Origin of the sequence: uncultured Erythrobacter sp. (genome assembly GCF_947502395.1) — a bacterium.
Lineage (GTDB): Bacteria > Pseudomonadota > Alphaproteobacteria > Sphingomonadales > Sphingomonadaceae > Erythrobacter.
Window position 1 is genome coordinate 150,530 of record NZ_CANMZM010000002.1, and the last position, 24,363, is coordinate 174,892.

Genomic DNA, 24,363 nt, shown 5'->3' on the forward strand with positions numbered 1-24,363 from the left:
GTGCCTAACCACCTTCCTTGCGTAGGCTCGGAGACGACAAATCAAGCTCATCCAAGCTGATCACTTCAATATCATCGTGAAGTTTGCGCAAATCATCGAGGAAAAAGTCCGCCTCACCGACAACCACTAGAGTGGCAAGCTCTGGATCAATCACGCTGCGCGCCGCCGCATTCGCAGCACTCACGTCAATTCCAGCGAGGCGCTCAGACATACGGCCTGCATCGGTGGCCGGTAACTCGTGGAGCAACAGGCCTGAGACAATGGCGTTGAAGCCCGTGCTTCTCTCAAGCACCCGCCCATAACTGCCCTCAAGAAACATCCGCCGCCGTGCCAGCAGATCCTCGCGCAGCTCCTCTTCGTTCAGCTTCGCTATTTCGCCCAGCATAATACGCGCAACTTCGGCGGCATTTTCGTTGCGGGTTTGGGCGCTCGCCGTGAGGACTGAGCCATCTTTGCGGCCTTGTATTCGCGAATAAGCACCATAAGAAAGCGAGCGCTTGGTACGGATTTCTTCGAACAATCGGCCGCTTGATCCTCCGCCAAGAACCGAGTTGGCCAGTTGCAATGCATCGAAGTCACTCGAACCACGTGCTGGTGCTCGTAGTGCAGCGAAGACCGATGCTTGACCTGCACCAGGCATGTTCACGACAATGGTTCGAGGCGAAAGAGCTTCGCCCGCAGCTTCCTCCACGATCCGACCAACGGAGCTAGGAGTCGTCCAGTCGCCGAACATGGCTTCTGCTACGGCGATCGCTTTGTCGGTCGCCATCCCTCCAGATATGACAATTTGCATGCGATCTGGGTGGAAGAAACGCTGGCGGTGATAAAGCAAATCGCTGCGATTGATATTGGCGAGACTCTCAGGTGTTCCATCGGGCAGGTTGCCGTAAGGAGCATCGCCATAAAGCGCAGTTCGAGCGGCACGTCGAGACACGCTGCTGGGATCGGTCATTGTCACCCGCAAGGTTTCTATCCGCCGGTCCCTTTCGCGCAGGAATTCTTCATCGGGATAGAGCGCTCCTTTGATAATCTGCGCGGCCAGAGCGCCAGCCGCTCCAAGGCTGGTTGAAGGTGCAGTCAGTGAGAAAGTTGTGCCATCGCTGTCCGCATTGCCTTCAAAAGTCGCACCCAAATTCTCAAAGCGGGCGGCAATGCTCTGCGCATCGTTCTCGTGAAAACCACTAGCCGCCAGAGAAGCTGCGAGTTCCGCAATCCCCTCGTGACCTTCAGGGTCCGTCTTGCTCCCTCCGGGCATAACCATGGAGACAGTCACGAGCGGAACCGCTCCAGTTTGTGCCGCGACCACAGGAATACCGTTTGACAGCGTCGTCTCAACCAATTTCGGAGCGGCAACTGTTGGGCTTTCCAAGGGACCAGGCGGCAGCTCTCGCTCCGCTTCCGGTCTGACCGAGCGAACAGGACTTGTCGCCGGGTCTAACGTCCCGAAATCAGGCAATGGTACGGGGTTGGCATAAGAAGAGGCATCTTCGGGTCCATTCCTATACCTGATGGTCACGCGTCGTGCTGGATCAAGATAGCGCGCTGCAACCTTGCGCACGTCTTCGGCGGTCACTTTGGTTATTTGTGCAAGGCCCGTATCGGCAAAGTCTGGATCGCCGCTCGCCATCAATGCCTCGCCAAGTTCAAAGGCACGGCCCCGTGCGGTTTCGCGTCGGCGTAGCGAGGCCGCGACAATCTCGTTCTTGGCTTCGGTCAGCTCACTCTCGGTCACGGGCTCAGTCGCAAGTCGGGCAAGTTCTGCATCCAATGCTTCTCCGGCCGCCACAAGCTGATCGGGCCGGGCGAGCGCATAGATATTGATGTGACCCGCCTCTCGAAACATCGGAGCTGAGCCTGACGCCTGCACTGCCAGACCTGTGCGGATCAATGCATCTGCCAGTCGGTTGTTTTCGCCGCCGCTTATAATAGTGGCCAGCACGCGAATGGCCGGCGCATCTTCATGTGTGATCGGCTGAGCTTTCCATACTCCGCCAATCACTGGCAATGGCACATTGGGTCCAGTTGCTTCGACGATGCGTGGAGCCGCCAGTTCGGGCTCATACTCAGCGATGGTGGTGGCGATCGGGTTCTTGCGCCGTGGAATATCAGCGAAATAGATGTCGACCAGGCCGCGCAAATCGCCCGTCTGAAAATTGCCCGCGACGATTAGAGCTGCGGTGTCTGGCCCGTAATACGCTTCGTAAAACGCAAGCGCATCTTCGAAGCTCGACGCATCAAGATCCTCGATCGAACCGATACCCGCGCGGCGATGCGGCAACACATCATAGGCGTTTTCAGGAAGAACAAAGCGCTGCAACCGGCCATAGGGAGGCGCGAGCACGCGCTGGCGCAATTCTTCCTTGACTACGCCTCGTTCGCTTTCGAATACCTCTTTATCCACCACCAGATTGGCCATGCGCTCGCGGTGGGTCCATAGCATCGTTTCCAAATAGGCCGCAGGCACCTGCTCAAAATAGTTCGTGCGATCAACCCAGTTGGACGCATTGCGCGTACCCCCAATATCCGCCGTGAGCGAATAGATCAGGTTGTAGGGCATGTTCTCGGTCTTGCGGCTGCTGATATGCTCGAACAAATGCGAGAACCCAGAGCGTCCGTCGGGGTCATGCTTGGAGCCGATTTCATACCATAGCGAAGTTGTGACAGTGCTGGTGGTATCATCGGGCACTGCGATAACGCGCAGCCCATTGTCCAGGGTCCACATGGTGTATTCGATCGGCGGGGCGGACAGCAAAGGGCTACTCGCCTGAGATTGGACTTCAGCTTCTTCAGCAACAGCAGGGGTGCTTATGGCAAAGGCCAATGCGACAGCGCTTGTCAGCTGGACGGTACGGATCATGAAATGTGGCCTTCACGCAAGAAATTGATTTACGCGATTAAAGCGCGAGACCCAGTCCATTTCAACCTCGACCACTTGCCTCGCAGCTCAAAGTGCTCAGCAAATCCATTGCCTCTTGGCGTCGATCCCAAGGCACAAAGATGTGGTCGTGATGAAAGGCCGCGATAACGTTGCAGGCAATCCCGACATTGGCGAGCGCTGTCGAAACCGCAGCTGTAAGGCCCACGCCTTCGAGATCCGAATACACTTGAAGAGTGATGCGAGCGAAAGTCGGACTGGCCCTTTTAGTATCCACAGGCAGAACAAGCGTCGTTCCCTCGGTCTCGCGGATCAGCGCGAACGCCTCCGATGTTCTGTCCACGCTGGCATCCGCCGCAAACTGCCACGCACGCTCATCAAGGGCCGGCTCCATTCCCGCCAGCATGCCTCGAAGATCATTGACGGGTTTGCCGGGCATTAGAGAATGTACTTGGAAAGGTCACTGTCACCGGCAAGTTCACCCAGCCGCTCATGCACATAGGTCGCATCAACTTTGACCGTCTCGCCCTCGTGCTCCTCAGCTTCAAAACTGATTTCTTCGAGCAATTTCTCCATCACTGTCTGAAGCCGCCGCGCACCGATGTTTTCGATGCTCTCATTGACCTGCGCGGCGATCGTCGCAACCGCCTGAACCGCGTCTTCGGTGATGTCGAGCTCAACCTTCTCCGTGCCCAGCAGCGCACTGTATTGCTCCACCAGGTTCGCGCGAGTCTCAGAGAGAATGCGCACAAAATCTTCTTGCGTGAGCGCGCGAAGATTCACCCGGATCGGCAGACGCCCTTGAAGTTCGGGCAGCATGTCCGAAGGCTTGGCTACATGAAACGCGCCGCTCGCGATAAAGAGCACATGATCGGTCTTCATCGGACCATACTTCGTGGCAACAGTGGTGCCTTCGATCAGGGGCAGCAGATCACGCTGAACACCTTCACGGCTAACGCTGCCGCCGCGTACGTCGGAGACAGCGATCTTGTCGATCTCATCGAGGAAAACGATGCCATTGGTCTCTGCATTTTGCAGCGCGGTGCGGCTTACGTCTTCATCATCGAGGCGCTTGTCCGCCTCCTCATCGACCAGCTTGTCCCATGCTTCGGGAACGCGCATTTTCTGTCTTTTGGTCTTCGCCTTGCCAAAGGCTTTGCCCATCATGTCTGACAGGTCGATCATCTGCATATTGCCGCCCATATTGCCCATATCAAAGGGCATGCCATTTCCGGCATCAGCAACTTCGATCTCAACCTCGACCTCGTTCATCGCATTCTGGACGATGCGCTCCCGGAAGCTTTCACGTGTAGCCTCAGAAGCATTGTCGCCCACTAATGCGTTGAGAAGCCGCTCCATCGCAGCTTCGCTCGCCGCCTCGCGCACGCTTTCGCGCCGCCGCTCTTTCTCAAGGCGGATGGCCTCTTCAACGAGGTCGCGCGCGATCTGTTCAACGTCGCGGCCGACATAGCCGACTTCAGTAAACTTGGTCGCCTCAACCTTAACAAATGGCGCTTCGGCAAGCTTGGCCAGACGGCGGCTGATCTCGGTTTTACCGCAGCCCGTCGGGCCTATCATCAGAATGTTCTTGGGCGTGACCTCATTCTTGAGCTCTGGGCCGAGCCTTTGCCGTCGCCAGCGATTGCGCAGCGCCACCGCAACCGCGCGCTTGGCTTCTTTCTGGCCAATGATGTGCTCATCCAATGCGGCGACAATCGCCTTGGGGGTCAGGTTGTCCATATCAGTCCTAAGAAGTCCATTTGTCTCGCACGTGCTTCGAGCAAACCGCGCGGATTAGACGGTTTCTACCGTCAGATTGCCATTGGTGAAAACGCAGATATCGGCTGCAACAGCCATGGCCTTGCGCGCGATCTTTTCAGCATCGTCTTCATATTCGGCCAAAGCCCGAGCCGCCGCGAGCGCATAGTTGCCACCCGAACCGATCGAAGCGATCCCGCCTTCGGGTTCGAGCACATCACCGTTACCGGTAAGCACCAGCAAGCTCTCTTCATCGGCCACGATCATAAGCGCTTCAAGATTGCGCAAATATTTGTCAGTGCGCCAGTCTTTCGCGAGCTCCACAGCTGCGCGAAGAAGCTGCCCGGAATACTGTTCCAGCTTCTTTTCAAGCCGTTCAAAAAGGGTGAAGGCATCGGCGGTTGCACCAGCAAACCCAGCGACGACTTTGCTGCCCTCACCAATGCGCCGCACTTTGCGCGCATTGGGCTTCATCACAGTGTTGCCCATGGAAACCTGACCATCGCCCGCAATCACGACCTTGTCGCCGCGTTTGACGCCAATAATGGTGGTGCCGTGCCACTGAACTAGGCCGTGACTCGCCGCTTTATCATCCATGCCCCGAGATATGGGGGGCCGCATCAAAGCGTCAAGCTTGTGTGGAGCTTATGGGCCAGCCGGTCCGCCGGGGCCCACGCCGCCAACCTGACCGATATTGCCGAACAAGTCTTCAAGGAAGCCGCGCTCCCGGCCGAGGGTCGGTGTTTTGTCACCATCAGGTTGAAGAAAGACAACCTCATCCATGCCCTTGGTCTCGACTGAAGAAACACTGCCCGTGTCGTCAAACTTGACCGTCAGCACCGAATGTTCACGAATCCGCGGCCGAACAAAGGGACGGCGACCTGTTACACTTGAAATGTAATACCACGTCTTCTCGCCATATTGGCTTTCGTAGGTTGGGCGGCCGAGCGTGGCCTCGACCGAGCGGCGGTTGTCAATGCCGGGCTGAACCGTGCGAACCAACAGCGGATCGTTCACAAAACCGCGCGATTCGCGGATTGAAGTGCACCCGGCCACGGCCAAAACGGCCATGCTGATTGCCGCCACTTTGATCATTTTGCCCTTCGGCAAAGCTGCTCTACGCATAAACCCGTAAAATCCCGTCTTGTCCTGCCACTTGCTGCTTTCGGCAAGCGGCCTATATCGCTTGAGAGCGCCTTAAGCTGTGTCGCAGGCGCTGGCAATGTGCCCTGAAAAAGTAGTGCGCGCAAAGTGCTGGGGCCAGAGGGGTGAATTGCGGCTGAATACGCTTCTCTTGCGTAGCTGTCTCGCGATTTTCCCTTTGCTCAGGCGCATTATGAAAGGAAGTCATGTCATTTCTCTCCCGCTTGCTTGGCACCGGGCCCGACCCACGCGAAACCGTGCGCCCCTTGTGGCACCGCGTGGTTGAGTTGGCCCGCAAGCCTGAATTCTACAGCGACTACATGGTCGCCGACACCGTTGCCGGGCGGTTCGATATGATCACTGCTGTCCTATGCGCAGTAATGGTCCGGGTCGAGGCCCGCGAAATGCGCTCTGAAAGCGCGCTTTTGGCAGAGCTATTCGTTGAAGACATGGATGGGCAGCTGCGCCAGTTTGGGGTGAATGATGTGGTAATCGGCAAGCGCGTGGGCCGCTTGATGAGCGTGCTTGGCGGCAGATTGGGCGCGTATCGTGGAGCTTTTGCAAACAAGGACCTCGCCAAGCTTGCCGATGCTATCTCGCGCAATGTCACGTTTAGCGAAGGCGCAGATGAAGCGGCGTGCAGCGCAAAGATCGCAGGCGAATTGCTGTCCCTGTCTGAGCGGTTGGCAGGCTATGATGATGAGCAGATTTTGAGTGCAAGCGAGATACAATGAGCGAAATGCCTGAACCACTTCCGAAAAGTGAGCTGGAGCGGCTAATCAAGATCAAGGGCCGGCCCGCCGACCCGGTCATTGTCGAGGCCGACGCGGGTGAACGCGCGGCTCTGGCGAAGCGCTTTGGCCTTCCTGGCATCGACACTCTGCACGCTGAAGTAGATGTGGAGCAGCGCGGGACAGCGATCCGTGCAACGGGAACTCTGACGGCAGCAATCCGGCAATCTTGCGCTATTTCGGGCGAAGACTTTCCGGCTCAGATCGAAGAAGCGCTCGACCTGCGCTTTGTGGAAAAAGGAACGCCTGACCCGGCTTTGGACGAAGACGCTGAGGTTGAGATCGAACTCCACGCCGATGACTGTGACGAAATCGAATACTCAGGTGATGCATTTGACCTGGGAGAAGCGATTGCGCAGACGCTTGGCCTTGCGATTGACCCTTACGCCGAGGGGCCGAGCGCAGACGAGGCGCGCGCTAAAGCGGGCATTGCCAAAGAAGGTGAACAGGAAGGCCCACTGGCCGACATGCTTCGGGGTTTGACGAAGGATTAGAGTTTAGTCCCCCCGCCATGGATTGAAGAACAGCTCTTCAACCGGCAAATCAAAATAGGCAGCCAATTGGTAGGCAATCGGGAGCGAGGGGTCATATTTGTCCGCCTCAATCCCGATCACCGTCTGGCGCGAAATTCCAAGAGCATCGGCCAAGTCCGCCTGATTGAGCTTCTGCGCTTTTCGCAGCTCGCGAAGGCGGTTCTTCATCCTGGTTTACCTCCAGAAAGCGAGCTCCCACGCCATTTCCACCAGAGGTACATGAGGAAACCCGCCGCAACTTGGGCGAAGAACATGTGCATTGCGCCTTCACCATAGTCGGATTTGTGTGCCTTATTCGCGACCAACCAGAGCAAGAAGGCAAAGGCACCAAAGAAACCCGCGTGATACCAACTGCTCATAAGACCTTGCTGATGCACATCATCAAGACTGCGCCACCACAATATGTTGATCGACCAAACAGCGCCTCCCAAGGCAAGGAAGACACCAAAAGCGAGCCACACATTGTCGTCGAACAAATTGGTGCGCAGCGCGTATCCAGCAAACAATCCAACAGGGAGCATCAAAGCGACACACAGTGCGACATAGCCCCACTGTCGCCGGTCATATTTGGAAATACGCATCATAAACCTTTCGCTAATGTAAAAAGATTTATACATTTCGTGAGTTTTTGTGTCAAAATGTTTTTACTTTTGAAAAACAAAAAAGGGCCCCACGATTGGTTCGTGAAGCCCTTGAGAATTCTAACTGAGACGTGCAATCAAAACGGGATGTCGTCGTCCAGATCGTCATAGCCGCCACCCTGGCCACCGCCTGAACTGCCGCCTGAACTGCCGCTGCCACCCCCAGAGCTGCCTCCACCCTGGTTCCAGCCACCACCCGAACCGCCGCCAGAGCCACCGCCTTGGTTCCAGCCGCCGCCCGAACCGCCGCCACCACCAGAGCTGCCCCCTCCGCCATCACCGCGGCCATCAAGCATGGTTAGAGTTCCGCCAAGGCCCTGAATCACGACTTCCGTCGAGTAGCGGTCCTGGCCGTTCTGATCCTGCCACTTGCGGGTCTGCAACTTGCCTTCAATGAAGACTTTCGAACCCTTTTTCAGGTATCGCTCGACGACATTGACAAGGCCATCAGAGAAAATCGCAACCGTATGCCATTCGGTCTTTTCGCGCCGTTCGCCTGTGTTTTTGTCTTTCCAGTTCTCGCTCGTCGCAATGCGCAAATTGGCAACGCGTCCGCCGTTCTGGAACGAGCGGATCTCCGGGTCAGCTCCCAAATTGCCGATCAGCATTACCTTGTTGAGCGAACCCGCCATGACACTTGTCTCCCTGAAATTGGCCGCAGGGTCGGTGAACCTTGCGAATCTATGCCGCTTTCATAGGACACGATGTGCGGAGTGGCGAGGCGCGCTTCGCGTTTTCCACTCCCGACTTTAGGACGTTATCTTGAAGGGTAGCGCAGCCGCCCCAAAAACCGCGAGAGGCTTGGCAACTCAACATCGCGGTTGAGGAACTGCGCCTTGGCTTTTTCGAATTTCATCACACCATCAATCCGGCGGTCGAGGAATTCATAGGTTTTGACTTTGCCCTCGCTGTCGTCATTCACGAACACAGCCAGCGTCGCCGAGTAAATGCCACCAAGAATCGCACGCTTGGTGTAGTGGTTGTAATCGGTCGCCGTGTCGCCCGCGAGCCGCCACATGATGTCGGCAGACCGCCAGCCCAACTTGACACCGCGCCGCGCATTGTGCGGCATCGCCATAACCGAAAGCGCGCGGCGCACCGCTTCATCGATATGCTCCACCGCCTCAAGACGGAAAGCAACCAGTGTGCGAATGCGCTCCCTGATTTTAAGCTCGGCAAGGCGTTCTTGCGGCCATTCCTCTTCCATCGCCTGATCGACCTGCGCGATCCAGGCCTCGATCATGTCCATCGGCTGAGACAGGCCGCTTGGGAAAGCGAGTTTTGCCACATCGACATCGGCACCGGCCATTTCAGCCGCAGCGACGAGAGCAGTTTCATTCCACCCGTCGAAAACGGCCGAAGCGGCTATTTCAGGGGCCAGCGCAATGCGCAGCTCATCAAGTGTCATATCGGAAAAATCGGGAGAGGAGGTCATCTTTTGGGTGTCCTAGAAAGAGGGACCGTATTGCTGAGCTGACGATGAGCCCTCGCGCTTCTTATCCGCTTCTTCAAATTCACGCGCCAGCAGCGTGTTTGAGCTCAAGCGCTGCATATGATCGCGTGCAGAACGACCGGTGTTGTCATTGATGTCAGGATTGGCACCATCTTCAAGCAACAGGCGTACCAAAGGCACATTGCGCTGATGCACAGCTGTCATCAACGGGGTTTCACCCTGACTATCCGCAATATCAACCTGCGCGCCACCTTTGATAAGCGCTTCCACTCCATCAAGGTAGTTAAGACGGACCGCAATCTGAAGCGGTGTCACGCCTTTGCGGTCGCGCACATTGGGATTGCCGCCTTTCTGCAATAGGAAGCGGATCCACAAGGTGTCGCGGCGAAGCGTCACAATGTGCAGGCCATTCTCTCCGGTCGTGATGTCGCGGGTGTTGACAATCTGCGTGCCCGGCTCGCTCAACATTTCGGTTGCGAGGTCGCCGTCGCGATCCTTAACCGCTTCGAGAAACTTATAACCTTCCGATTGGCCTTGCGCATGGGCAGGCTCAATCGCGCTCACGGAATAAAGGCTGGCGAAGCCCATTCCGACCAAGGCCGCCATAGCAATCCGCGAATTAAACCCTAACTTGCGCACAACCGAGTACCCCACGCTTTGAACCTTTCGCTTTTCCTGTCAGAATTGACCCATATAGGGCACGCTCTGCCCCATTTCACGCCCTAGTGTTGAGTAGGCAATTAGCAGACCATGAACATCCCCGCCAATCCCTCACGTTTTGTGCTCGCTTTGGCCGCTAGTGCGGCGCTCAGCCTGTCGGCTTGTAGCCCTGGAGAGGTCGACTACGGTGAACCACCTTTGGCTGGTGCGGATATTGGCGGCGACTTCGAGCTTACCAATAAGAATGGTGAGACCGTGCGGTGGAGCGATTTTGAAGGGCAGTACCGGATCGTCTATTTCGGCTTTGCCTATTGCCCCGATATCTGCCCCACCGATATGCAGCGCACTGCGCAGGCCCTCTCAACTTTTGCCAAGAACGCGCCCGATCTTGCGGCGAAAATCCAGCCGATCTTCATCACTATCGATCCCGAGCGCGATACGCCCGAAGTTGTGGGCGAGTTCGCCAGTGCCTTTTCTGATGACCTCCTTGGTCTCACCGGCACGCCCGAACAAATTGCGGATGCGGCGGGCAAATTCCGCGTCTTCTATGCACGCGGTGAAGAGAGCGAGGCGGGCGGATACCTCATGGACCATTCGCGCATTGTCTATCTCTTCGACCCGCAGGGTGAGCCTTTGGCCACCCTCCCCGCAGACAGGAACGCCGATGCGGTGGCGCAGGAATTGGCGAAGTGGGTGAGGTGAGCATTCAACCTGCCTTGCGCGACGCCTTTTGGGAGCTGCCATTGGCAGAGCTCAGCCGGGCGGAATGGGAGGCGCTGTGCGATGGGTGCGGGCGGTGTTGCCTCCACAAGATCGAAGACGCTGATACGGGAGCCATCGAGGACACCAATGTTGCGTGCAAACTGCTCGATTGTTCGACCGCACAATGCAGTGACTATCGCAATCGCAAGGCTTTTGTGCCCGATTGCTTGCGTCTGACTCTCTCGATTGTTGAAGATGTGCCGTGGCTGCCTTCAACCTGTGCCTATCGCAGGCGAGCAGAGGGGCGCTCGCTCCCCGACTGGCATTATTTGCTCACGGACGACCGAGATGATGTGGTGCGCGCCGGTGTTTCGGTCGCAGGGCGTGTGATCAGTGAGACTGAGGCTGGGCCGCTCGAACACCATATTGTTGAATGGGAGCGGTAGGGCGTGATCGACTGGCTCAAACGCTCTCACATAGAACCCGAGCTTGAGCTCAACGGCGTTGTCGTGCCGATCACCCTTAAACGCCACCGCACTGCCAAACGGCTGACAATGCGTCTGGCCCCAGATGGAAGCGAGGTGCGTATCACCCTACCCAGCTGGGCGCGGTCAGCCGAAGCGATCGCGTTCGCCCATGCCCGCACAGATTGGCTGGCAGAGCAGCACGCCAAAGTTCCCCAGCGCGAGGCACCCGGCCCGGGAAGCGTGGTGCAGTTTCGCGGGCGCGACCTGAATGTCGATTGGCAAGAGACGCTTCCGAGAAAACCGACCCTCAATGGCAATTCCCTGACAATCGGCGGGCCCAAGTCCGGGATCGAGACGCGCATCAAGCGCTGGCTTGAGAAAGAGGCGCTCGGTCAGTTTGAAGGCGATATTGCCGATTACACCTCGGCTGCTGCGCTCGACACAGTGCCCGTGGGTCTATCGCGTGCGCAGCGACGGTGGGGCAGCTGTTCTGACGGCGGCGCCAAAGGGCAAAAGCGCATCCGTCTTAACTGGCGGCTGATCCAGGCACCTGACCACGTACGCCGTTCCGTCGCCGCGCACGAGGTCGCGCATCTTATTCATTTCGACCATAGCCCGGCCTTCCACGCCTTGCTTCGCGACATCTACGAAGGCGATATCAAGGAGGCAGATCGCTGGCTCAAAGCGCATGGCCGCAGCCTTTATGCGAACTTCGGATAGGTTCGTTGGGTGATTTTCATGACTAAGCGATAGTACGTAGGTCTTCGTTAACCTTGTAAAATTACACTGCAGTCATGTTTCGGCTATTCGCCTTTGGGTTTTTGCGACTGGGTACCGGCCTTGGCGCGGCGCTGCTTGCATTGGCAGGCGCGCCTGCCCTTTTGCCTGTGTCCCCGGTTTGGGCTCAGGGCAACTGCCCCAATTGCGATCTGCCCCCGGGTTGCCGCGGAAATAACAACAACAAGAACAATGGCAACGGGAATGGAAACGGTCGGCTCAATTGCGAGCGCCTGAACATCACGATTGAAAGCGATATCGATTTTGGTCGGGTTGTCCTGTTAGGCGATGGCGAAGGCCGCGTCGTCCTTGATCTCGCCACTGGCAAAAAGACCCTTATCGGCGATGTCGATGATCTGGGTGGCATGCCCTTCACCGGACGCGCCACCATTACCGGGGCCCCGTTTGAGCAGGTCATGATCAACTTGCCCAGCGAAGTCACCATGCGCGATAATCAGGGCGGCAATGCGCTGATCCGAGACTTCGTAAGCGATTTGGACACATTCGCCGTACTGGACGGCTACGGTCAATTGGAGTTCAGCTTCTCAGGCACTCTGGTGCTCGGCGCAGAACAAGTGGCGGCTGGAAACTTGCGTGGCCGAGTGCCGATCAGCGTCGAGTATCCGTAAGACGGTTCTAAACACAGGCTTCAAGCCACTGGCGCTCTTCGCTGTGAACGCCTATATTGGTGGGTGTCATGCGAATGCTCGCCAACTCACGTTTCAATCCCACGTCAGGAATAATCGACTTTTGGCATGAGTTCCGAAAGCCTAATCCCTTTCGGATCCCGTTTCTGATGGCATCGATGGTGCCCTTTGGTCTGATCTTCTGGTGGCTTTCGGGTGAGACGCTCTACAAAGATCCAGAACGCCCCACGATCACCTACATCACCACTTTTGACCCAAGCAGGTCGGATGCTGAAATTGCTGCCTCGAATGAAGCCAATCAGGAGGTAAAAGACCTGCGCGAGGAAAAGTACGAAGATCTGGCTGAGCGCAAGCGCGAGCTTTACAAGGCTCTTGGTGCAGCAGCGGGTATGGATGTCGAAGAGATCGACCGGCGCGGCCAAGAGGCACGCGAGGCCGAATTGGCAGAACAACGCGCTGAACTCGATGCGATGTTTGGCCGCGCTCCATCTGACAGTGGCAGCGATGACGGTGCAAGCGAGAGCGCTGAAAGCACCGAGGGAGCAGGCGCTGGCGCAGAAAGCTCCGCGCCGTAGGCATGATCGCTGTTGACGACGCCGATTGGATGGCAGCGACCGCGCGGCTGGCTGCGAGAACCTATCCCCTATGCCGCCCCAATCCGGGCGTTGCCGCGATCCTTGTAAAGGATGGCCGCGTCATCGCTCGCGGGATTACGCAAGCCACAGGCAGACCCCATGCAGAAGCCGAAGCTTTGAAAGGGCTTGGCGAGGGCGGCGCGAAGGGCACGACCCTTTATGTCACGCTGGAGCCGTGTGCCCACAAGTCAGAGCGCGGGCCAGCCTGTAGCGATATTGTCATCGCAGCGCGGCCTGATCGGGTGGTCATCGGGCAACTCGACCCTGATAAGCGCACCACCCGAATTGGGGTCAAGCGTATCGAAGCGGCAGGCATCGACGTCACCGTTCTCGATGACGAGCACTCGCGGGCCAGCCTTAAGGGCTATCTCACAAGGGAGAAGCTTGGCCGTCCCTATGTGACGCTAAAACTGGCGATGAGTTTGGATGGCTGCATCGCGCTTCCGGACGGGTCGAGCCAGTGGATCACCGGCGATGCAGCACGCGCCCACGTCCATGCGCACCGCGCACGGCAGGATCATATCCTTGTCGGGGGCGGTACGTGGCGCGCGGACAAGCCTCGCCTTGATGTCCGCCTTCCCGGCCTAGTGGATCGCTCGCCAGATCGCGTGCTTCTTACAAGAGGCATCGCGCCTGATGGGGCCCGCGTGATCAACGAGCCCGCGCAGATTTCCAGCCTCGAAGGCGCTCAAACTTTGTATGTCGAAGGCGGCGCCGTCGCAGCGGCGAGTTTTCTGGCTGAGGACCTTGTCGATGAACTCCACCTCTACCGCGCACCGATCCTTATTGGCAGCGGACAAAGCGCCCTGGGCGATCTTGGCCTTGAGAACCTCGCAGATGCCCATGACCGCTGGCAATTGAGCGATACGCGCCAGCTTGGCAGCGACACCTTCACCTCTTATGTGCGGGTTCGAAACTAAGGGGAACGTCATGTTCACAGGAATTGTCACCGCCATTGGCACCGTTACCGAGGCCGATCAGCGCGGCGATCTGCGCCTTCGTATCAGCGCTCCGCTTGACCCGGCCCGCATTGATATTGGTGCTTCTATTGCCTGCTCTGGCGTGTGTCTGACCGTGGTTGCGCGCGGCGGCGAATCGGGTGATGCCTGGTTTGATGTCGATGTTTCGGGCGAAACCGTCAGCCGCACGCATTCCGGCATGTGGGAAACGGGGGCCAGGCTAAACCTGGAGCCCTCACTGCGCCTGGGAGACGAACTGGGCGGTCATATCGTCACCGGTCATGTCGATGGAATTGGCCAAGTCGTCTCAAGCGAGGAGACCGGGGACAGCTGGAAGGTGATCATCCGCGCACCTGCTGAAATGGCACCCTACCTCGCAGAAAAGGGCTCAATAACGGTCAATGGCGTCTCACTGACGGTCAATGAGATTGAGGACCAGTCAGATGGCACGTGTGACTTCATGCTCAACATCATCCCGCACACCGCCGAAGTGACGACACTTGGCGCACTGAAGCAGCGCGATCAGGTCAATCTCGAGATCGATGTGCTCGCCCGCTATCTCAAGCGGATGCAGGGGCTCGCTGCACAGGACTGAAACCTAGTCAGGCAAACAAAAAGGGCGGGAGAGCAAATGCTTTCCCGCCCTTTTTTGTGGCTTAAGAGCTCCGCTTACTGTGTGACAGTCGCGGTGTTGCCCGAGCCATTTTGGGTGACCGCGCTTTGGCTTTGCACAAGCGCAGGCACAGGAGCAGGCGATGCAGTCGACAGTGCTAGAATGCTCACACCGAGCAGTGCGGTCTTTTTCGTATTGATTTTCCCCTTATCCGCGCAATGCACCGCGCGGTCACACGGCCGGACAGTCAACAGACGTCTAAATCTGCGCAAGTCCACATAGAGATTTCAGCACAGTTTGTCGTTTCTGTCCCATAAGGAAAAGGGCGGACTGCACTGCTGCAGCCCGCCCTTTCATAATGATCCGATGACTTAAAGATCAACGACGCGCGGTGCGCCCCGTTTCATTGTCATAGCCATCCACGCTTTTTGATACGAGCACGTTCACTTCGACCCGTCGGTTTTGGGCCTTGCCCTGCGTGGTCGAATTGTCGGCGACCGGGTTCGACTCGGAAAAACCAGTCGGTGTTAACATCCGGTAAGGTGCCCAGCCGCACTGCTGCTGAAGGTAGTTCACAACATTGCCAGCGCGCTTCTCAGAAAGGCGCTGGTTTAGCTCCTGACTGCCGGTTGAATCGGTGTAGCCAACAACCAGCAAAAGAGCATTGTCAATCTGGTCCGCCGCGCTTGCCGCATTGCAAAGCTCAGAGCGCGCCTCGGTGGAGAGGTTTGAGCGGCCCGATGCGAAATAAACAGCCGTGGTCGATTTCACATTGTATTGGTCGATATCACCAAACCGGCCTCGCAACTGCTCTGCAGCTTCAGCATTGGCCTGCACTCCAGCAGCATTCTCACCGATCGCGGCTTCGTTGCGGGTAAAGCGTGGGTTAGTCCCTTGAGCTACCAATAGAGCGGTTTCATAATCATCACCTGAGAACCGGATGCGTTCGGCAGCAAGGCCGCCCGTCCATTCACGGGTTGTCGCCTTGATGGGAAGGCCATCAAGAAGTGCGTCAAATCCGAGATCCTTAGCCCCAAGGCCAAGAAAACCGCCGCGTGCAATGATCCGGGTTTCTTCGGTCACTGAAAGCATAGTGGTAGAGCCATCAGCCATGGTTACTTCCACCCGGTCGCCACGGCGACCAGAGACAAAGCCCTCAATCTCCGGACCAACGGCAAGCCCTTCCAGTGAGCCTGGGCGAGGCGCAGTGACCGTAGTCAGCACCTCAGCAGGTCCATTGGTCGTCGGTACAGGCTGTACATCCTGAGCGAGCGCACCACTCACGCCAACACCGCCAGTGAGCGGGAGCGAGAAAGCCGCAGCCAAAAGCAGCGATTTGGGAGTTTTCCAAGTCATATTCATCCCTTGTATTCCTTCAAGCATAGGCACCAACCAATTCGAACAAATCGGCAGGGCTAAAACGGGTTGGTTCCCGTCTAATCCTGCCGGATGAACGCATGGCTGCGTTGCCATCCCCCTGTCAAAAAAGCAGTTCATATGCGGTTATTATCGCTTTTTTTGCGCATATAACAAGCGAGCGAGACGCAGCAACTGCTGGCTCGAACCTTTCTCCCAGATGAACAGACACGCCGATGAGACGTATTGCGCGGTTGTCCAGTGGCAGTCATGCGGTGAGCGGATATTGGTCCGGCAAGCTATGCGGACCCAGAATCGCGAAAAGGGCACGGGGATCGAAACCCCGCACCCTTCGCGCTCCTAATCGGTCGTGATCAGGGATTCGGTCATTTCTGAGTGATCTCCTTGGCGATCCCGCTGCCTTCTTGATCTATAACGAGATCAAAACCATCGACTTGGGCAAGCGCGACGGACGGAGCGGTCAGAGCTGGCAGTGACGAGGCGGCGAGTATGATGCGATGCATTGGAAGAACCCTTCAGTGACTGCAGAAGACCCATTGCTTTTGCTAAACGGCAAGGCCCCAAAATGGGTTAGGCCACATGTGCGGAAAACCACTCAGTATCGGAAACGACGACCGCCAATTGCGTGGAGGTTTGCGCGGGCAACGAGAGGTATTCCCTTTGGAATTGCCGCGGTCGGTGGTTTCGAAGCCGCCGACGCGCTTTATTGCAGTGTTTCCTACACAGGCTGTTTTGTGGCTTGATGCAGCCGCATGACTTACGCACCGCTGCCATCGATCCTTGCGCCTTGGCGAATTACGGTTCGCCAATCCGCCCAAACAACACGTCGCAAGCGCTCGCGCCCGCCTTCCTTCACCCCGGTTCAAGTGAAGAGCCGCAAAGATGGCTGGTCGCCTGAGGTGCAATGCGCTTTTCTGGCAGCGCTCTTTCGCAGCGGATCAGTTACGGCCGCAGCAAGGACGGTGGGACGCAGCCGGGCAAGCGCCTACAAGCTACGCGAGCGGCGCGGGGCGGAGAGTTTTGCGCGAAGCTGGGATCAGGTGCTAGCCGGACCATCAATCGATGGTTCGCGCCCGACCCGGCGCCGCACAGTCGCCGATTGGCGAAAGTTGACATTTGAAGAGCTGATTTGGCGGCACGAGGTGGGCCTGTGGCGGCCCGTGATGTACCGCGGGAACATGCGTTCGATTGAGCGAAAACCTGACAATTCCGCGCTTTTGCGGTTGATCTCGCGGATTGGCGGAGGGGAAACTCTGCGCAGCATGCCCTACCCCAGAGAGCGCATTTCAACTTTGCCCCAAACAGGGGGTTCGCTGTCTCATCCGAGCGAAAGAGGTCCACCCGCAAAGGAGGCGCGATCGATCACATAGATGACATGGGAGCTTGGACTCCCTGCCATGCCGCGATCTTCTTTCTTCTCGGTGAGGCGCCCGCCAATTTTTTCCATCGCCCTTCGAGAACGCCAATTGGTCTCGCCAACAGCAAAGCGGCATTCATTGATACTCGCCAAGGCATGGGTGAGCATCAGCCGTTTCAATTCGCGATTGGTGGGGCCACCCCAGAATTCGCGGGCAAGGAAGGTCCAACCGATCTCCACCGAACCACCGTTTTCCGGGTTCAGTCCCTGATAACGCGAGGAGCCAATAATCCTGCCGCTGGATTTATCGATGACAGCAAGTGCCCCTTTGTTGGCGAGGGCATCGTCAAAGAAGGTGCGAAAGACCGGCTCTTTCCAGCGATCATGTGCAGGGTGCTGGTCCCAAATCAGCGGATCGGCGGCGACGGCAAACAGCGCCTCCCAATCCTCTGGGGTCAGGGGGCGGAGCGTTAGGCTGGCCCCTTCAAGAATGGGCTGGCGCTCAAGCATGGTGCTCGCTCAGCCCGTGACGTCGGCAATCGCGCCGATGAACTTGTCGATATTGTCCATGGTGAGCCCGGCAATATTGATGCGGCCAGACCCGGCCATATAGATGCCGTGCTCTTCGCGAAGCTGCACGACCTGCTCTTTGCTCACAGGAAGGACCGAGAACAGCCCATTTTGCGTGGCCAGCGGGGTCAAATCGACACCGCCAGCCATGCCAGCCTCGCCAAGGTACTCGCGGACCTGGCGCATTCTTGCGCGCATCTGCTCAAGCTCATCGAGCCATTGCTCCGTCAGCTCCGGATCACGCAGGATCACGCGAACAGCCGCAGCACCGTGATCAGGCGGCATAGACCAGCTGGCGCGCGCCAATGCGTTGGCGTTGGAGAAAGCCTTGGCGAGAGTTGCGGTTCCTGCCTCACCGGCAGCGGAGAGGATGTAGAATGCCCCGACCCGGTCACGGTACATGCCGAAGTTCTTGTCGCAGGAATAGGCGATGAAAGCCTCAGGCACTTTGGCAAGAACACGACGCATCCCGGCGGCGTCTTCCGCCATGCCAAAGCCAAGGCCCTGGTAGGCCGTGTCGATGATTGGGAAGGTACCGCTCGCCACAAGCGCATCGGCAATCGCTTCCCACTGCTCGAGGCTATAATCGATCCCGGTTGGGTTGTGACAGCAGCCGTGGATGAGGACAGCTTCGCCCTCTCCTGCGCCATCGATTGCAGCGAGAACGGCATCGATGTTCGCAGTGCCGTCAGGGTTGGCATGCTCGAAACCCTGCCATTCGAGTTCAACATCGCCAAGGATCTGCGCGTGATTGGGCCAGCTCGGCGTGCCCATATGGAGCTTGGTAATGCCGGCCTGTTTGGCCAGCGCAATCGCCAAACGAACCGCGCCCGTGCCGCCCGGGGTCTGCATCCCCTCAAGTCGTCCACCCATCGTTGCATCCGAACCAAAGATGTACGGCATCAACGCATGGACAAAACCCATATCGCCCTCGGGCCCCAGATAGGACTTGGAATTCTGAGTATCGACCAACCTTTGTTCAGCGCCTTTAATCGCGCCGAAAACCGGAGTATCCCCCTGCCCCGTACGATAAACGCCGACGCCAAGATCGACCTTATCGGGCCTTTCGTCGGCGGCGTAGAGCTTGATCAGCGCCAGCAGCGCATCGGGCGATTGTTCTTCGAGTCGTTCGAGCATGGGGAAGCCTCTTACGCACAAGGCGCAAGGCTGCAACCACCTTTGCGCGGGCTGCGCGCGGGTTCGCTGAAAAATTGGTCAAGTTGTGCTGCGAAGACGCCTTTAGAATGGCAACCAACGGTGCTTCTTGGAAAAGCGCATATAGCCCGCATTGACCCCAAGTCTAAGCCCCGCCCCCAAGCGGATAGGGATGAGGACAACATCACCTCGCCGCATGTAGGAGGCATGCATTCCTCCAACCAGATAGGCTTGTCCCTCGCCCGCAGGGTAGCGGCGGAAGATGTCCTCGCTGTCGAACAGATTGTAGACGAGAACGAAAGTGTTCCCCGCATTGGCACCGGCATCAAAACCTACGGAGGGGCCCGTCCAGTAGACTTTCCGCTGACCTTCCACCTTGTGATGCAAAGTTCCCGAGCCATAACGCGCGCCAAAGATGAAGGCACCTCCTGCCTCACGACCAACGATGTAGCCATTGGGTTCGCCTTGATCACGCAAGAGATCCTCGATCAGACCCGCAAGACCTTGTGCTCCTTTACCAAAGACACCTTCTGCCGCGCCAATCAGATCATCCTCGGCATAAGTATCCGATTGCGTCGCGGCGCTGGCAACCACTTCGCCGTCAGCAGGGTTGGCCCAGTCAGGCGCTGGCTCACCCGTCGCGGACTGCGCGTTGCTTGCCCATTCACCGGTTTCGTTCGCAGCAGGAGCCCTGTCCTCCGGTGGAGGCATGCCCTCTACCGGATCGAGCGCTGGAGCACTGCGGAAACCGGGTTCGCTGAGATCAGCATCAACTGCATCGGTATCTCCAACGGTTGCGTTTGCGAGAGCCTCGTCAATGGACACTGGTCTATCGGTCGTGTGTGGCTCTTGCACTTCCTCAGGCACACTTGCTTCGAAGGCTTCGTCGGGATCGAAAGTCTCAAGTTGCTGCGCTTGTGTAGGGAGGGACAGACCCGCCAGGAGCAGGCCCAGCGTCCCTACGAAAGCGGTGGCACGGGTGCCGCTCGGCTTCCTGGCTGCAGCGAGAATGGACTTCAGCATATCAATCACCTCTTGCATGGCGCGCTAACATTGCGCTGGCCGCATTGGTTCCGCTGCGAAGCAGAGTCTCATTCATTGAGTGCGGCAATCGCTCGTCGGCCAAGCGAATCGAAAATGCGATGAGCCGAGAAGGCCGCCCGCTCCCAAAACTGGTTCGCATGCCGCGCCCGATGTGCCCCCAATGGGATTTACGGGAGCTGTGGGCAGGGTACAGGTGCAATTCATGCACATTGGCCCCTTGCCGCCCGAGAATGCTGCGACTATAGCGCCCGGCTCACAGCCAATACGCACAACATGCGTCAGCGGAGACGTGGGTGAGTGGCTGAAACCAGTTCCCTGCTAAGGAACCATACCTACTACGGGTATCGAGGGTTCGAATCCCTCCGTCTCCGCCATCTATACCATCCCAAGAGATCCCAGAAAGTCCCTGAAAGCCGCAGAATTCTGCGGTTTTTCGGACTTGCATCGGAATCTCTATTTCTTATTTTGTTCCAACCGTTCCCACACTTTCTACCCACCATTGTGGGAGCAGATGTGGGAAGAGAACCAGGATGGATGGCTATGGGAAAACTTTCCGCTGCTCAGATTCGAGCTCTCACTAAGCCGGGCCGCTACATGGATGGCGATGGCCTGTCGCTGCTGCTCACCGCTCCAAGAAAGGGGTATTGGGTCCTGCGCGCGACCATAAGCGGGCGCCGAAGGGACATCGGCCTAGGGCCACTAGAATTAGTTACATTGGCTGAAGCCCGCGAACTCGCGATCGACATGCGCCGCGATATTCAGCGAGGCATTGATCCGATCGAAGAGCGCAAGCGCCAGAAAATCGAAATCCTCACGTTCAAGGCCGCTGCCGAGAAGGTCCACACTGAGCAGAAAGCAACCTGGAAGAACGGCAAGCACCAGGATCAGTGGATCAGGACGCTGGAAACCTATGCTTTTCCCAAGCTCGGGGACCGGCTTGTGAATGACATCGAAGGCCCGCTTATTCGCGAAGTGCTTCTCGATTTCTGGCTGGAGAAGCCGGAGACGGCTCGCCGTGTAAAGCAACGGATCGGCGTTGTGCTCGATTGGGCATACGCAAACGGAATGCGCGCGACCGAAGCGCCAATGCGCTCGCTGAGCCGCGCACTGCCACGACAGCCGAAGCAGGACGGTCATTTCGCTGCGATGCCCTATGAGGATGTCCCAACTTTCTTGAAGCATCTGCACAAGCGAACGAGTGTCGCAAGGCTCGCGCTTGAGTTCCTGATACTGACTGCCTCTCGATCGGGCGAAGTGCGGGGTGCTAAATGGGCGGAGATCAATCTGGACGCAAAACTCTGGACTGTCCCTTCGGATCGGATGAAGATTGGAAAGGAACACGTGGTCCCGCTGACCGATGCGGCAATCGACGCCCTCGAACGTGCCAAACCTTACTACGCTGAATGCAGCGATCTGGTCTTCCCCGGTCGCAACGTCTTGCGCCCGATGTCCGACATGACGCTGCTCAAGATCCTGCGTTACGCGAAGCTACCCTTCACGGTGCACGGCTTTCGATCTGCGTTCCGAGATTGGGCCGCCGAGAAGACTAGCTACCCCGGCGAAGTGGCGGAAGCGGCACTAGCGCACACGGTCAGTAACAAAGTGGAGGCCGCCTATCGCCGCACCAACTACCTGGACAAACGACGCGAGCTGATGCGCGAGTGGTCGGATTTCTGCGTTGGAAGGTAAAGAAGCACTCTCATGAGCACGGCGGCTTTGCGCCCCAACCCAAGACGTAGGCTTCCGATTCCTTAGTTCCCAAAAGCGGACATCCTCCGTGGTCATCTCGGCCAAGGAGAATTCTAAAGGGAATTTCATAGTATGATCCAGCAGAGAAGATGCGGGTTCCGTGGAACTGACTTCCAAGAGGTCGCGAATGCCACCGCGTGGTGAGGACGCTGCAGCGGTATGTGTTTGAGACTAGCATTTCGGGTTCGAGAACCTGCGCAATCATAGTGCAATCTTGAGGATGGCATCGCCATCGACAGAGCGTGACCGGGATTTAAGAAACTACTTCAGCATCTTGACCGAGTTGCGCGCGATACCCATATCTTGGGCTCCTCGGCATGAGGTTTTTCCACGTGACCATTTGGGATTTTCCTGAATGAGCCACTTCGGGGCATTCGAATATGTGTCCATCGGGCCATGCAGAATGTCGTTTGGTTGGTGATTCGCGCGCAAGCGCTAGGCCGCCGGGGATAAGTGGGAGAACCCGCGGTTATGACGAAACAAAAGATTTCTCATTACTGTGGCCTCGCCTTGGACTGGGGAACCCGCGTGCTTAAGTTCGCTTATCACGCTCTCAAGTTCATAGGCGAGGTCACCAACTACCGTGCGCAATCTCTTCGATCATCATTTCACGCTTAAGCCGGGAACGAAGGTTTTCGTGCCCACTGACCATGGCCGTGAAGTTGGCGGTAAGATCAAGAAGCGTGTCGAAGGGTTATGGAAGGCTCCGCGCAATTATTTCCACCTGCGCGACGGAGGCCACGTCGCGGCAGCGCGACTTCATAAAGACCAGCCGTGGATCGCATCGATGGACCTTAAGCGCTTCTTTGAGCAGATAAGTCGGAGCAGAGTGCAACGCTCGCTACTTCGCATCGGCATCCCGCATGAAGATGCCTACGAGATGGCTTGTGACAGCGTAGTCGACAAGGCTCCACCCAATCGTGAGTTCAGCATCCCATTTGGCTTCGTTCAATCACCGTTACTCGCATCTTTAGCCCTTGCCAATTCCGCGTTGGGAACAGCACTCGGCAAGATTCAACGTTCTGGATTGCGTGTATCTGTTTATGTCGATGACCTTACCATTTCAGGCGACAACAAGGCTTCGCTTGTCGAAGGCATGACAGCGCTTGATCGTGCCGCCAAGACGAGCAATTTCGTGTTCAACGACCAAAAAACACAAGGTCCAGCATCAGAAGTAACCAGCTTCAATATCAAGTTCGGGTCAGGTCGTATGGAAATCATTGAAGACCGAATGGCCGAGTTCGAAGTCGCGATTCGATATGGCTCTGAATGGACCATCGGCGGCGTTCTCGGTTACGTAGGTGCCGTCAATAAAGGGCAGGCGGACGCGCTGACTAATTTGCTTGGGTCAGGCGAGCAGGGCAGCGCAGCATAGTCAAAGCGCTTGTCAAGGCTGCGCGATAACAGTTTGGCGAGTGTATAACGGCTAGCAACACTATTCACTCGAACGCCAGTTAGTTAAAGGTCGGGAATGAAATGGAAACCGAGAAACCTCAGAGCACTCGCGAACATCGTTTGCGGAAATGATGACCATTTCCACTACAGATCCAGCATGTACATCACCGAGTTCTTTGAAGACTGTGACCTCGAATATGTGCACGATGGCTCGACACGCGGTATGTGGGTTTCGGAGCGTTTGGAGGAGGTGCTCGCGATGCCTCAGCCTAGTCCAACGGTTCCTCCCGACGCTTTCATACGCATAATTCAACGAGTGCTCGACAAAGCCGAGGCTGATGACGATGATGCAGACCGAGACAAGGCTCTTGAAGCCATCAACGTTGTACTGGCTCGTGAAGGCTGGCAGGCCTTCTATGACGAGAATGAAACGGCTCAACTACGTCACATTGCAACGAAAAGAATTGCTCAGGTGGCAAACCCACACCGGCCACTCACTCCATCTGAGATGGAGCGTCGTGATCAACTTGTGTCGTATCTCGACAATTGCTCTGAGGACGAGCTTATAGAAGAAGTGCTTTTGCCACTTTTCCGCCAATTGGGCTTCCATCGGATCACTGCTGCCGGGCATAAAGACAAGGCCCTCGAATATGGCAAAGACGTGTGGATGAAATTTACTCTTCCCACGCAACACATCCTCTACTTTGGGATTCAAGCAAAAAAAGGGAAGCTCGACGCGTCTGGTAGAAGCACCAGCAATGTCGCTGAGATACACAACCAAATAACCATGATGCTCGGACATGAGATATTTGATCCGGAGATCAGTCGGCGAGTGCTGGTGGATCACGCATTCATTGTTGCTGGAGGTGAGATCACAAAGCAGGCTCGCAATTGGATAGGTACAAAGCTCGACGCAACGAAACGTTCGCAGGTTATGTTTATGGACAGAGACGATATCCTGAACCTGTTCGTCGTAACGAATTTACCTTTACCGAAAGGCGCTCTACCTTCGCCTTCGTCATACGATGATCTGGATGATGACATTCCATTTTAGCTCGAAAG

29 protein-coding genes and 1 tRNA gene are annotated in these 24,363 nt (G+C 57.0%); 14 read left to right on the forward strand and 16 right to left on the reverse strand.

Translation table 11 applies throughout. The features are described 5' to 3' along the window. Positions 1–4: 4 nt before the first annotated feature. The 5 genes from Q0778_RS06970 to bamE form a co-directional block, all read right to left on the reverse strand. On the reverse strand, positions 5–2,857 hold the full coding sequence (locus tag Q0778_RS06970; RefSeq protein ID WP_298335051.1) for a pitrilysin family protein: 2,853 nt from the start codon (positions 2,855–2,857) through the stop codon (positions 5–7). 61 nt (positions 2,858–2,918) lie between these two features. Next, positions 2,919–3,314, reverse strand: a complete 396-nt coding sequence (locus tag Q0778_RS06975) for an ACT domain-containing protein (RefSeq protein ID WP_298335053.1) — start codon at positions 3,312–3,314, stop codon at positions 2,919–2,921. Continuing rightward, a complete protein-coding gene (gene hslU, locus Q0778_RS06980; protein WP_298308365.1) occupies positions 3,314–4,615 on the reverse strand; it encodes an ATP-dependent protease ATPase subunit HslU in 1,302 nt (433 codons plus the stop codon). Before hslU ends, Q0778_RS06975 begins: the two co-directional genes overlap by 1 nt. A gap of 54 nt (positions 4,616–4,669) precedes the next feature. Beyond that, positions 4,670–5,230, reverse strand: coding sequence for an ATP-dependent protease subunit HslV (hslV, locus tag Q0778_RS06985; RefSeq protein ID WP_298335055.1), 561 nt, complete (start codon positions 5,228–5,230; stop codon positions 4,670–4,672). A 48-nt stretch (positions 5,231–5,278) separates the two neighbouring features. Further along, complete coding sequence (gene bamE / locus Q0778_RS06990) at positions 5,279–5,758, reverse strand: outer membrane protein assembly factor BamE (protein WP_298308359.1); 480 nt, start codon at positions 5,756–5,758, stop codon at positions 5,279–5,281. Positions 5,759–5,982: 224 nt separating this feature from the next. Between bamE and Q0778_RS06995 the strand changes: the two genes are divergently transcribed. Next, positions 5,983–6,510 carry a ubiquinol-cytochrome C chaperone family protein gene (locus Q0778_RS06995; protein ID WP_298308355.1) on the forward strand — a complete coding sequence of 176 codons (528 nt, stop codon included), beginning with the start codon at positions 5,983–5,985 and terminating at the stop codon, positions 6,508–6,510. Beyond that, positions 6,507–7,061: a YceD family protein gene (locus Q0778_RS07000; RefSeq protein WP_298335057.1), complete on the forward strand. Its 555-nt coding sequence runs from the start codon at positions 6,507–6,509 to the stop codon at positions 7,059–7,061. Before Q0778_RS06995 ends, Q0778_RS07000 begins: the two co-directional genes overlap by 4 nt. A 3-nt stretch (positions 7,062–7,064) precedes the next feature. Here the strand turns inward: Q0778_RS07000 and Q0778_RS07005 are convergent, their stop codons facing one another. From Q0778_RS07005 to Q0778_RS07025, 5 genes are all read right to left on the reverse strand, one after another. Continuing rightward, a complete protein-coding gene (locus tag Q0778_RS07005) occupies positions 7,065–7,268 on the reverse strand; it encodes a helix-turn-helix transcriptional regulator (RefSeq protein WP_298308352.1) in 204 nt (67 codons plus the stop codon). After that, positions 7,265–7,717 (reverse strand): hypothetical protein, encoded by a 453-nt coding sequence (locus tag Q0778_RS07010; protein ID WP_298335059.1) that lies wholly within the window; start codon positions 7,715–7,717, stop codon positions 7,265–7,267. The genes Q0778_RS07005 and Q0778_RS07010 overlap by 4 nt, the downstream gene beginning before the upstream one ends. Before the next feature lie 101 nt (positions 7,718–7,818). Next, entirely contained in the window at positions 7,819–8,373 is a 555-nt protein-coding gene (gene ssb, locus Q0778_RS07015) for a single-stranded DNA-binding protein (RefSeq protein WP_298308347.1), read from the reverse strand. Between the two features lie 125 nt (positions 8,374–8,498). Then, a complete protein-coding gene (locus Q0778_RS07020; protein WP_298335061.1) occupies positions 8,499–9,176 on the reverse strand; it encodes a COQ9 family protein in 678 nt (225 codons plus the stop codon). Between the two features lie 12 nt (positions 9,177–9,188). After that, positions 9,189–9,800 carry an ankyrin repeat domain-containing protein gene (locus Q0778_RS07025; RefSeq protein ID WP_298308339.1) on the reverse strand — a complete coding sequence of 204 codons (612 nt, stop codon included), beginning with the start codon at positions 9,798–9,800 and terminating at the stop codon, positions 9,189–9,191. Positions 9,801–9,944: 144 nt separating this feature from the next. Here Q0778_RS07025 and Q0778_RS07030 point away from each other — a divergent pair, with 144 nt between their 5' ends. From Q0778_RS07030 to Q0778_RS07060, 7 genes are all read left to right on the forward strand, one after another. Next, on the forward strand, positions 9,945–10,556 hold the full coding sequence (locus tag Q0778_RS07030; protein ID WP_298335063.1) for an SCO family protein: 612 nt from the start codon (positions 9,945–9,947) through the stop codon (positions 10,554–10,556). Then, positions 10,544–11,002, forward strand: a complete 459-nt coding sequence (locus Q0778_RS07035; RefSeq protein WP_298335065.1) for a YcgN family cysteine cluster protein — start codon at positions 10,544–10,546, stop codon at positions 11,000–11,002. The genes Q0778_RS07030 and Q0778_RS07035 overlap by 13 nt, the downstream gene beginning before the upstream one ends. A gap of 3 nt (positions 11,003–11,005) precedes the next feature. Continuing rightward, positions 11,006–11,743, forward strand: a complete 738-nt coding sequence (locus tag Q0778_RS07040) for a YgjP-like metallopeptidase domain-containing protein (RefSeq protein ID WP_298335067.1) — start codon at positions 11,006–11,008, stop codon at positions 11,741–11,743. 74 nt (positions 11,744–11,817) lie between these two features. After that, positions 11,818–12,429: a DUF4402 domain-containing protein gene (locus tag Q0778_RS07045; RefSeq protein ID WP_298335069.1), complete on the forward strand. Its 612-nt coding sequence runs from the start codon at positions 11,818–11,820 to the stop codon at positions 12,427–12,429. Between the two features lie 167 nt (positions 12,430–12,596). Further along, complete coding sequence (locus tag Q0778_RS07050; RefSeq protein ID WP_298335071.1) at positions 12,597–13,022, forward strand: hypothetical protein; 426 nt, start codon at positions 12,597–12,599, stop codon at positions 13,020–13,022. 2 nt (positions 13,023–13,024) lie between these two features. Then, a complete protein-coding gene (gene ribD, locus Q0778_RS07055; protein ID WP_298308321.1) occupies positions 13,025–14,002 on the forward strand; it encodes a bifunctional diaminohydroxyphosphoribosylaminopyrimidine deaminase/5-amino-6-(5-phosphoribosylamino)uracil reductase RibD in 978 nt (325 codons plus the stop codon). A gap of 10 nt (positions 14,003–14,012) precedes the next feature. Further along, on the forward strand, positions 14,013–14,636 hold the full coding sequence (locus tag Q0778_RS07060; protein ID WP_298308318.1) for a riboflavin synthase: 624 nt from the start codon (positions 14,013–14,015) through the stop codon (positions 14,634–14,636). A gap of 74 nt (positions 14,637–14,710) precedes the next feature. On the opposite strand, the gene Q0778_RS07065 is transcribed toward Q0778_RS07060, so the two are convergent. From Q0778_RS07065 to Q0778_RS07075, 3 genes are all read right to left on the reverse strand, one after another. Continuing rightward, entirely contained in the window at positions 14,711–14,905 is a 195-nt protein-coding gene (locus tag Q0778_RS07065; protein ID WP_298335073.1) for a hypothetical protein, read from the reverse strand. A 127-nt stretch (positions 14,906–15,032) separates the two neighbouring features. Next, entirely contained in the window at positions 15,033–16,010 is a 978-nt protein-coding gene (locus Q0778_RS07070) for an OmpA family protein (RefSeq protein ID WP_298308315.1), read from the reverse strand. 386 nt (positions 16,011–16,396) lie between these two features. After that, complete coding sequence (locus tag Q0778_RS07075; RefSeq protein ID WP_298308312.1) at positions 16,397–16,534, reverse strand: hypothetical protein; 138 nt, start codon at positions 16,532–16,534, stop codon at positions 16,397–16,399. Between the two features lie 249 nt (positions 16,535–16,783). On the opposite strand from Q0778_RS07075, the gene Q0778_RS07080 reads away from it, so the two are divergent. After that, complete coding sequence (locus Q0778_RS07080; RefSeq protein ID WP_298308309.1) at positions 16,784–17,401, forward strand: hypothetical protein; 618 nt, start codon at positions 16,784–16,786, stop codon at positions 17,399–17,401. On the opposite strand, the gene Q0778_RS07085 is transcribed toward Q0778_RS07080, so the two are convergent. The 3 genes from Q0778_RS07085 to Q0778_RS07095 all read right to left on the reverse strand — a co-directional run bounded on the left by Q0778_RS07085 (position 17,350) and on the right by Q0778_RS07095 (position 20,136). Beyond that, positions 17,350–17,898 carry a GNAT family N-acetyltransferase gene (locus Q0778_RS07085; protein WP_298335076.1) on the reverse strand — a complete coding sequence of 183 codons (549 nt, stop codon included), beginning with the start codon at positions 17,896–17,898 and terminating at the stop codon, positions 17,350–17,352. The genes Q0778_RS07080 and Q0778_RS07085 overlap by 52 nt on opposite strands. A gap of 9 nt (positions 17,899–17,907) precedes the next feature. Next, positions 17,908–19,095 carry an aromatic amino acid transaminase gene (locus Q0778_RS07090; RefSeq protein WP_298308303.1) on the reverse strand — a complete coding sequence of 396 codons (1,188 nt, stop codon included), beginning with the start codon at positions 19,093–19,095 and terminating at the stop codon, positions 17,908–17,910. A gap of 102 nt (positions 19,096–19,197) precedes the next feature. Next, on the reverse strand, positions 19,198–20,136 hold the full coding sequence (locus Q0778_RS07095) for an EipA family protein (RefSeq protein WP_298335078.1): 939 nt from the start codon (positions 20,134–20,136) through the stop codon (positions 19,198–19,200). A gap of 304 nt (positions 20,137–20,440) precedes the next feature. Between Q0778_RS07095 and Q0778_RS07100 the strand changes: the two genes are divergently transcribed. The 4 genes from Q0778_RS07100 (at position 20,441) to Q0778_RS07115 (ending at position 24,355) form a co-directional block, all read left to right on the forward strand. Continuing rightward, positions 20,441–20,531 (forward strand) — tRNA-Ser (locus Q0778_RS07100). 166 nt (positions 20,532–20,697) lie between these two features. Then, the gene (locus Q0778_RS07105; RefSeq protein ID WP_298335080.1) at positions 20,698–21,846 is read left to right on the forward strand and encodes an integrase arm-type DNA-binding domain-containing protein; all 1,149 of its coding nucleotides are present in this window, start codon (positions 20,698–20,700) and stop codon (positions 21,844–21,846) included. A gap of 643 nt (positions 21,847–22,489) precedes the next feature. Further along, entirely contained in the window at positions 22,490–23,281 is a 792-nt protein-coding gene (locus tag Q0778_RS07110) for a reverse transcriptase domain-containing protein (RefSeq protein WP_298335083.1), read from the forward strand. A 177-nt stretch (positions 23,282–23,458) separates the two neighbouring features. Beyond that, positions 23,459–24,355: a hypothetical protein gene (locus tag Q0778_RS07115; protein WP_298335085.1), complete on the forward strand. Its 897-nt coding sequence runs from the start codon at positions 23,459–23,461 to the stop codon at positions 24,353–24,355. The last annotated feature ends 8 nt before the right edge of the window (positions 24,356–24,363 follow it).

What these genes read in the sequence shown, in the direction of transcription:
- Q0778_RS06970 (WP_298335051.1), bottom strand. Translation starts at nt 2,857, where the DNA reads ATGATCCGTACCGTCCAGCTGACAAGCGCTGTCGCATTGGCCTTTGCC.
- Q0778_RS06975 (WP_298335053.1), bottom strand. Translation starts at nt 3,314, where the DNA reads ATGCCCGGCAAACCCGTCAATGATCTTCGAGGCATGCTGGCGGGAATG.
- hslU (WP_298308365.1), bottom strand. Translation starts at nt 4,615, where the DNA reads ATGGACAACCTGACCCCCAAGGCGATTGTCGCCGCATTGGATGAGCAC.
- hslV (WP_298335055.1), bottom strand. Translation starts at nt 5,230, where the DNA reads ATGGATGATAAAGCGGCGAGTCACGGCCTAGTTCAGTGGCACGGCACC.
- bamE (WP_298308359.1), bottom strand. Translation starts at nt 5,758, where the DNA reads ATGCGTAGAGCAGCTTTGCCGAAGGGCAAAATGATCAAAGTGGCGGCA.
- Q0778_RS06995 (WP_298308355.1), top strand. Translation starts at nt 5,983, where the DNA reads ATGTCATTTCTCTCCCGCTTGCTTGGCACCGGGCCCGACCCACGCGAA.
- Q0778_RS07000 (WP_298335057.1), top strand. Translation starts at nt 6,507, where the DNA reads ATGAGCGAAATGCCTGAACCACTTCCGAAAAGTGAGCTGGAGCGGCTA.
- Q0778_RS07005 (WP_298308352.1), bottom strand. Translation starts at nt 7,268, where the DNA reads ATGAAGAACCGCCTTCGCGAGCTGCGAAAAGCGCAGAAGCTCAATCAG.
- Q0778_RS07010 (WP_298335059.1), bottom strand. Translation starts at nt 7,717, where the DNA reads ATGTATAAATCTTTTTACATTAGCGAAAGGTTTATGATGCGTATTTCC.
- ssb (WP_298308347.1), bottom strand. Translation starts at nt 8,373, where the DNA reads ATGGCGGGTTCGCTCAACAAGGTAATGCTGATCGGCAATTTGGGAGCT.
- Q0778_RS07020 (WP_298335061.1), bottom strand. Translation starts at nt 9,176, where the DNA reads ATGACCTCCTCTCCCGATTTTTCCGATATGACACTTGATGAGCTGCGC.
- Q0778_RS07025 (WP_298308339.1), bottom strand. Translation starts at nt 9,800, where the DNA reads ATGGCGGCCTTGGTCGGAATGGGCTTCGCCAGCCTTTATTCCGTGAGC.
- Q0778_RS07030 (WP_298335063.1), top strand. Translation starts at nt 9,945, where the DNA reads ATGAACATCCCCGCCAATCCCTCACGTTTTGTGCTCGCTTTGGCCGCT.
- Q0778_RS07045 (WP_298335069.1), top strand. Translation starts at nt 11,818, where the DNA reads ATGTTTCGGCTATTCGCCTTTGGGTTTTTGCGACTGGGTACCGGCCTT.
- Q0778_RS07050 (WP_298335071.1), top strand. Translation starts at nt 12,597, where the DNA reads ATGGCATCGATGGTGCCCTTTGGTCTGATCTTCTGGTGGCTTTCGGGT.
- ribD (WP_298308321.1), top strand. Translation starts at nt 13,025, where the DNA reads ATGATCGCTGTTGACGACGCCGATTGGATGGCAGCGACCGCGCGGCTG.
- Q0778_RS07060 (WP_298308318.1), top strand. Translation starts at nt 14,013, where the DNA reads ATGTTCACAGGAATTGTCACCGCCATTGGCACCGTTACCGAGGCCGAT.
- Q0778_RS07070 (WP_298308315.1), bottom strand. Translation starts at nt 16,010, where the DNA reads ATGACTTGGAAAACTCCCAAATCGCTGCTTTTGGCTGCGGCTTTCTCG.
- Q0778_RS07075 (WP_298308312.1), bottom strand. Translation starts at nt 16,534, where the DNA reads ATGCATCGCATCATACTCGCCGCCTCGTCACTGCCAGCTCTGACCGCT.
- Q0778_RS07080 (WP_298308309.1), top strand. Translation starts at nt 16,784, where the DNA reads ATGACTTACGCACCGCTGCCATCGATCCTTGCGCCTTGGCGAATTACG.
- Q0778_RS07085 (WP_298335076.1), bottom strand. Translation starts at nt 17,898, where the DNA reads ATGCTTGAGCGCCAGCCCATTCTTGAAGGGGCCAGCCTAACGCTCCGC.
- Q0778_RS07090 (WP_298308303.1), bottom strand. Translation starts at nt 19,095, where the DNA reads ATGCTCGAACGACTCGAAGAACAATCGCCCGATGCGCTGCTGGCGCTG.
- Q0778_RS07095 (WP_298335078.1), bottom strand. Translation starts at nt 20,136, where the DNA reads ATGCTGAAGTCCATTCTCGCTGCAGCCAGGAAGCCGAGCGGCACCCGT.
- Q0778_RS07105 (WP_298335080.1), top strand. Translation starts at nt 20,698, where the DNA reads ATGGGAAAACTTTCCGCTGCTCAGATTCGAGCTCTCACTAAGCCGGGC.
- Q0778_RS07115 (WP_298335085.1), top strand. Translation starts at nt 23,459, where the DNA reads ATGTACATCACCGAGTTCTTTGAAGACTGTGACCTCGAATATGTGCAC.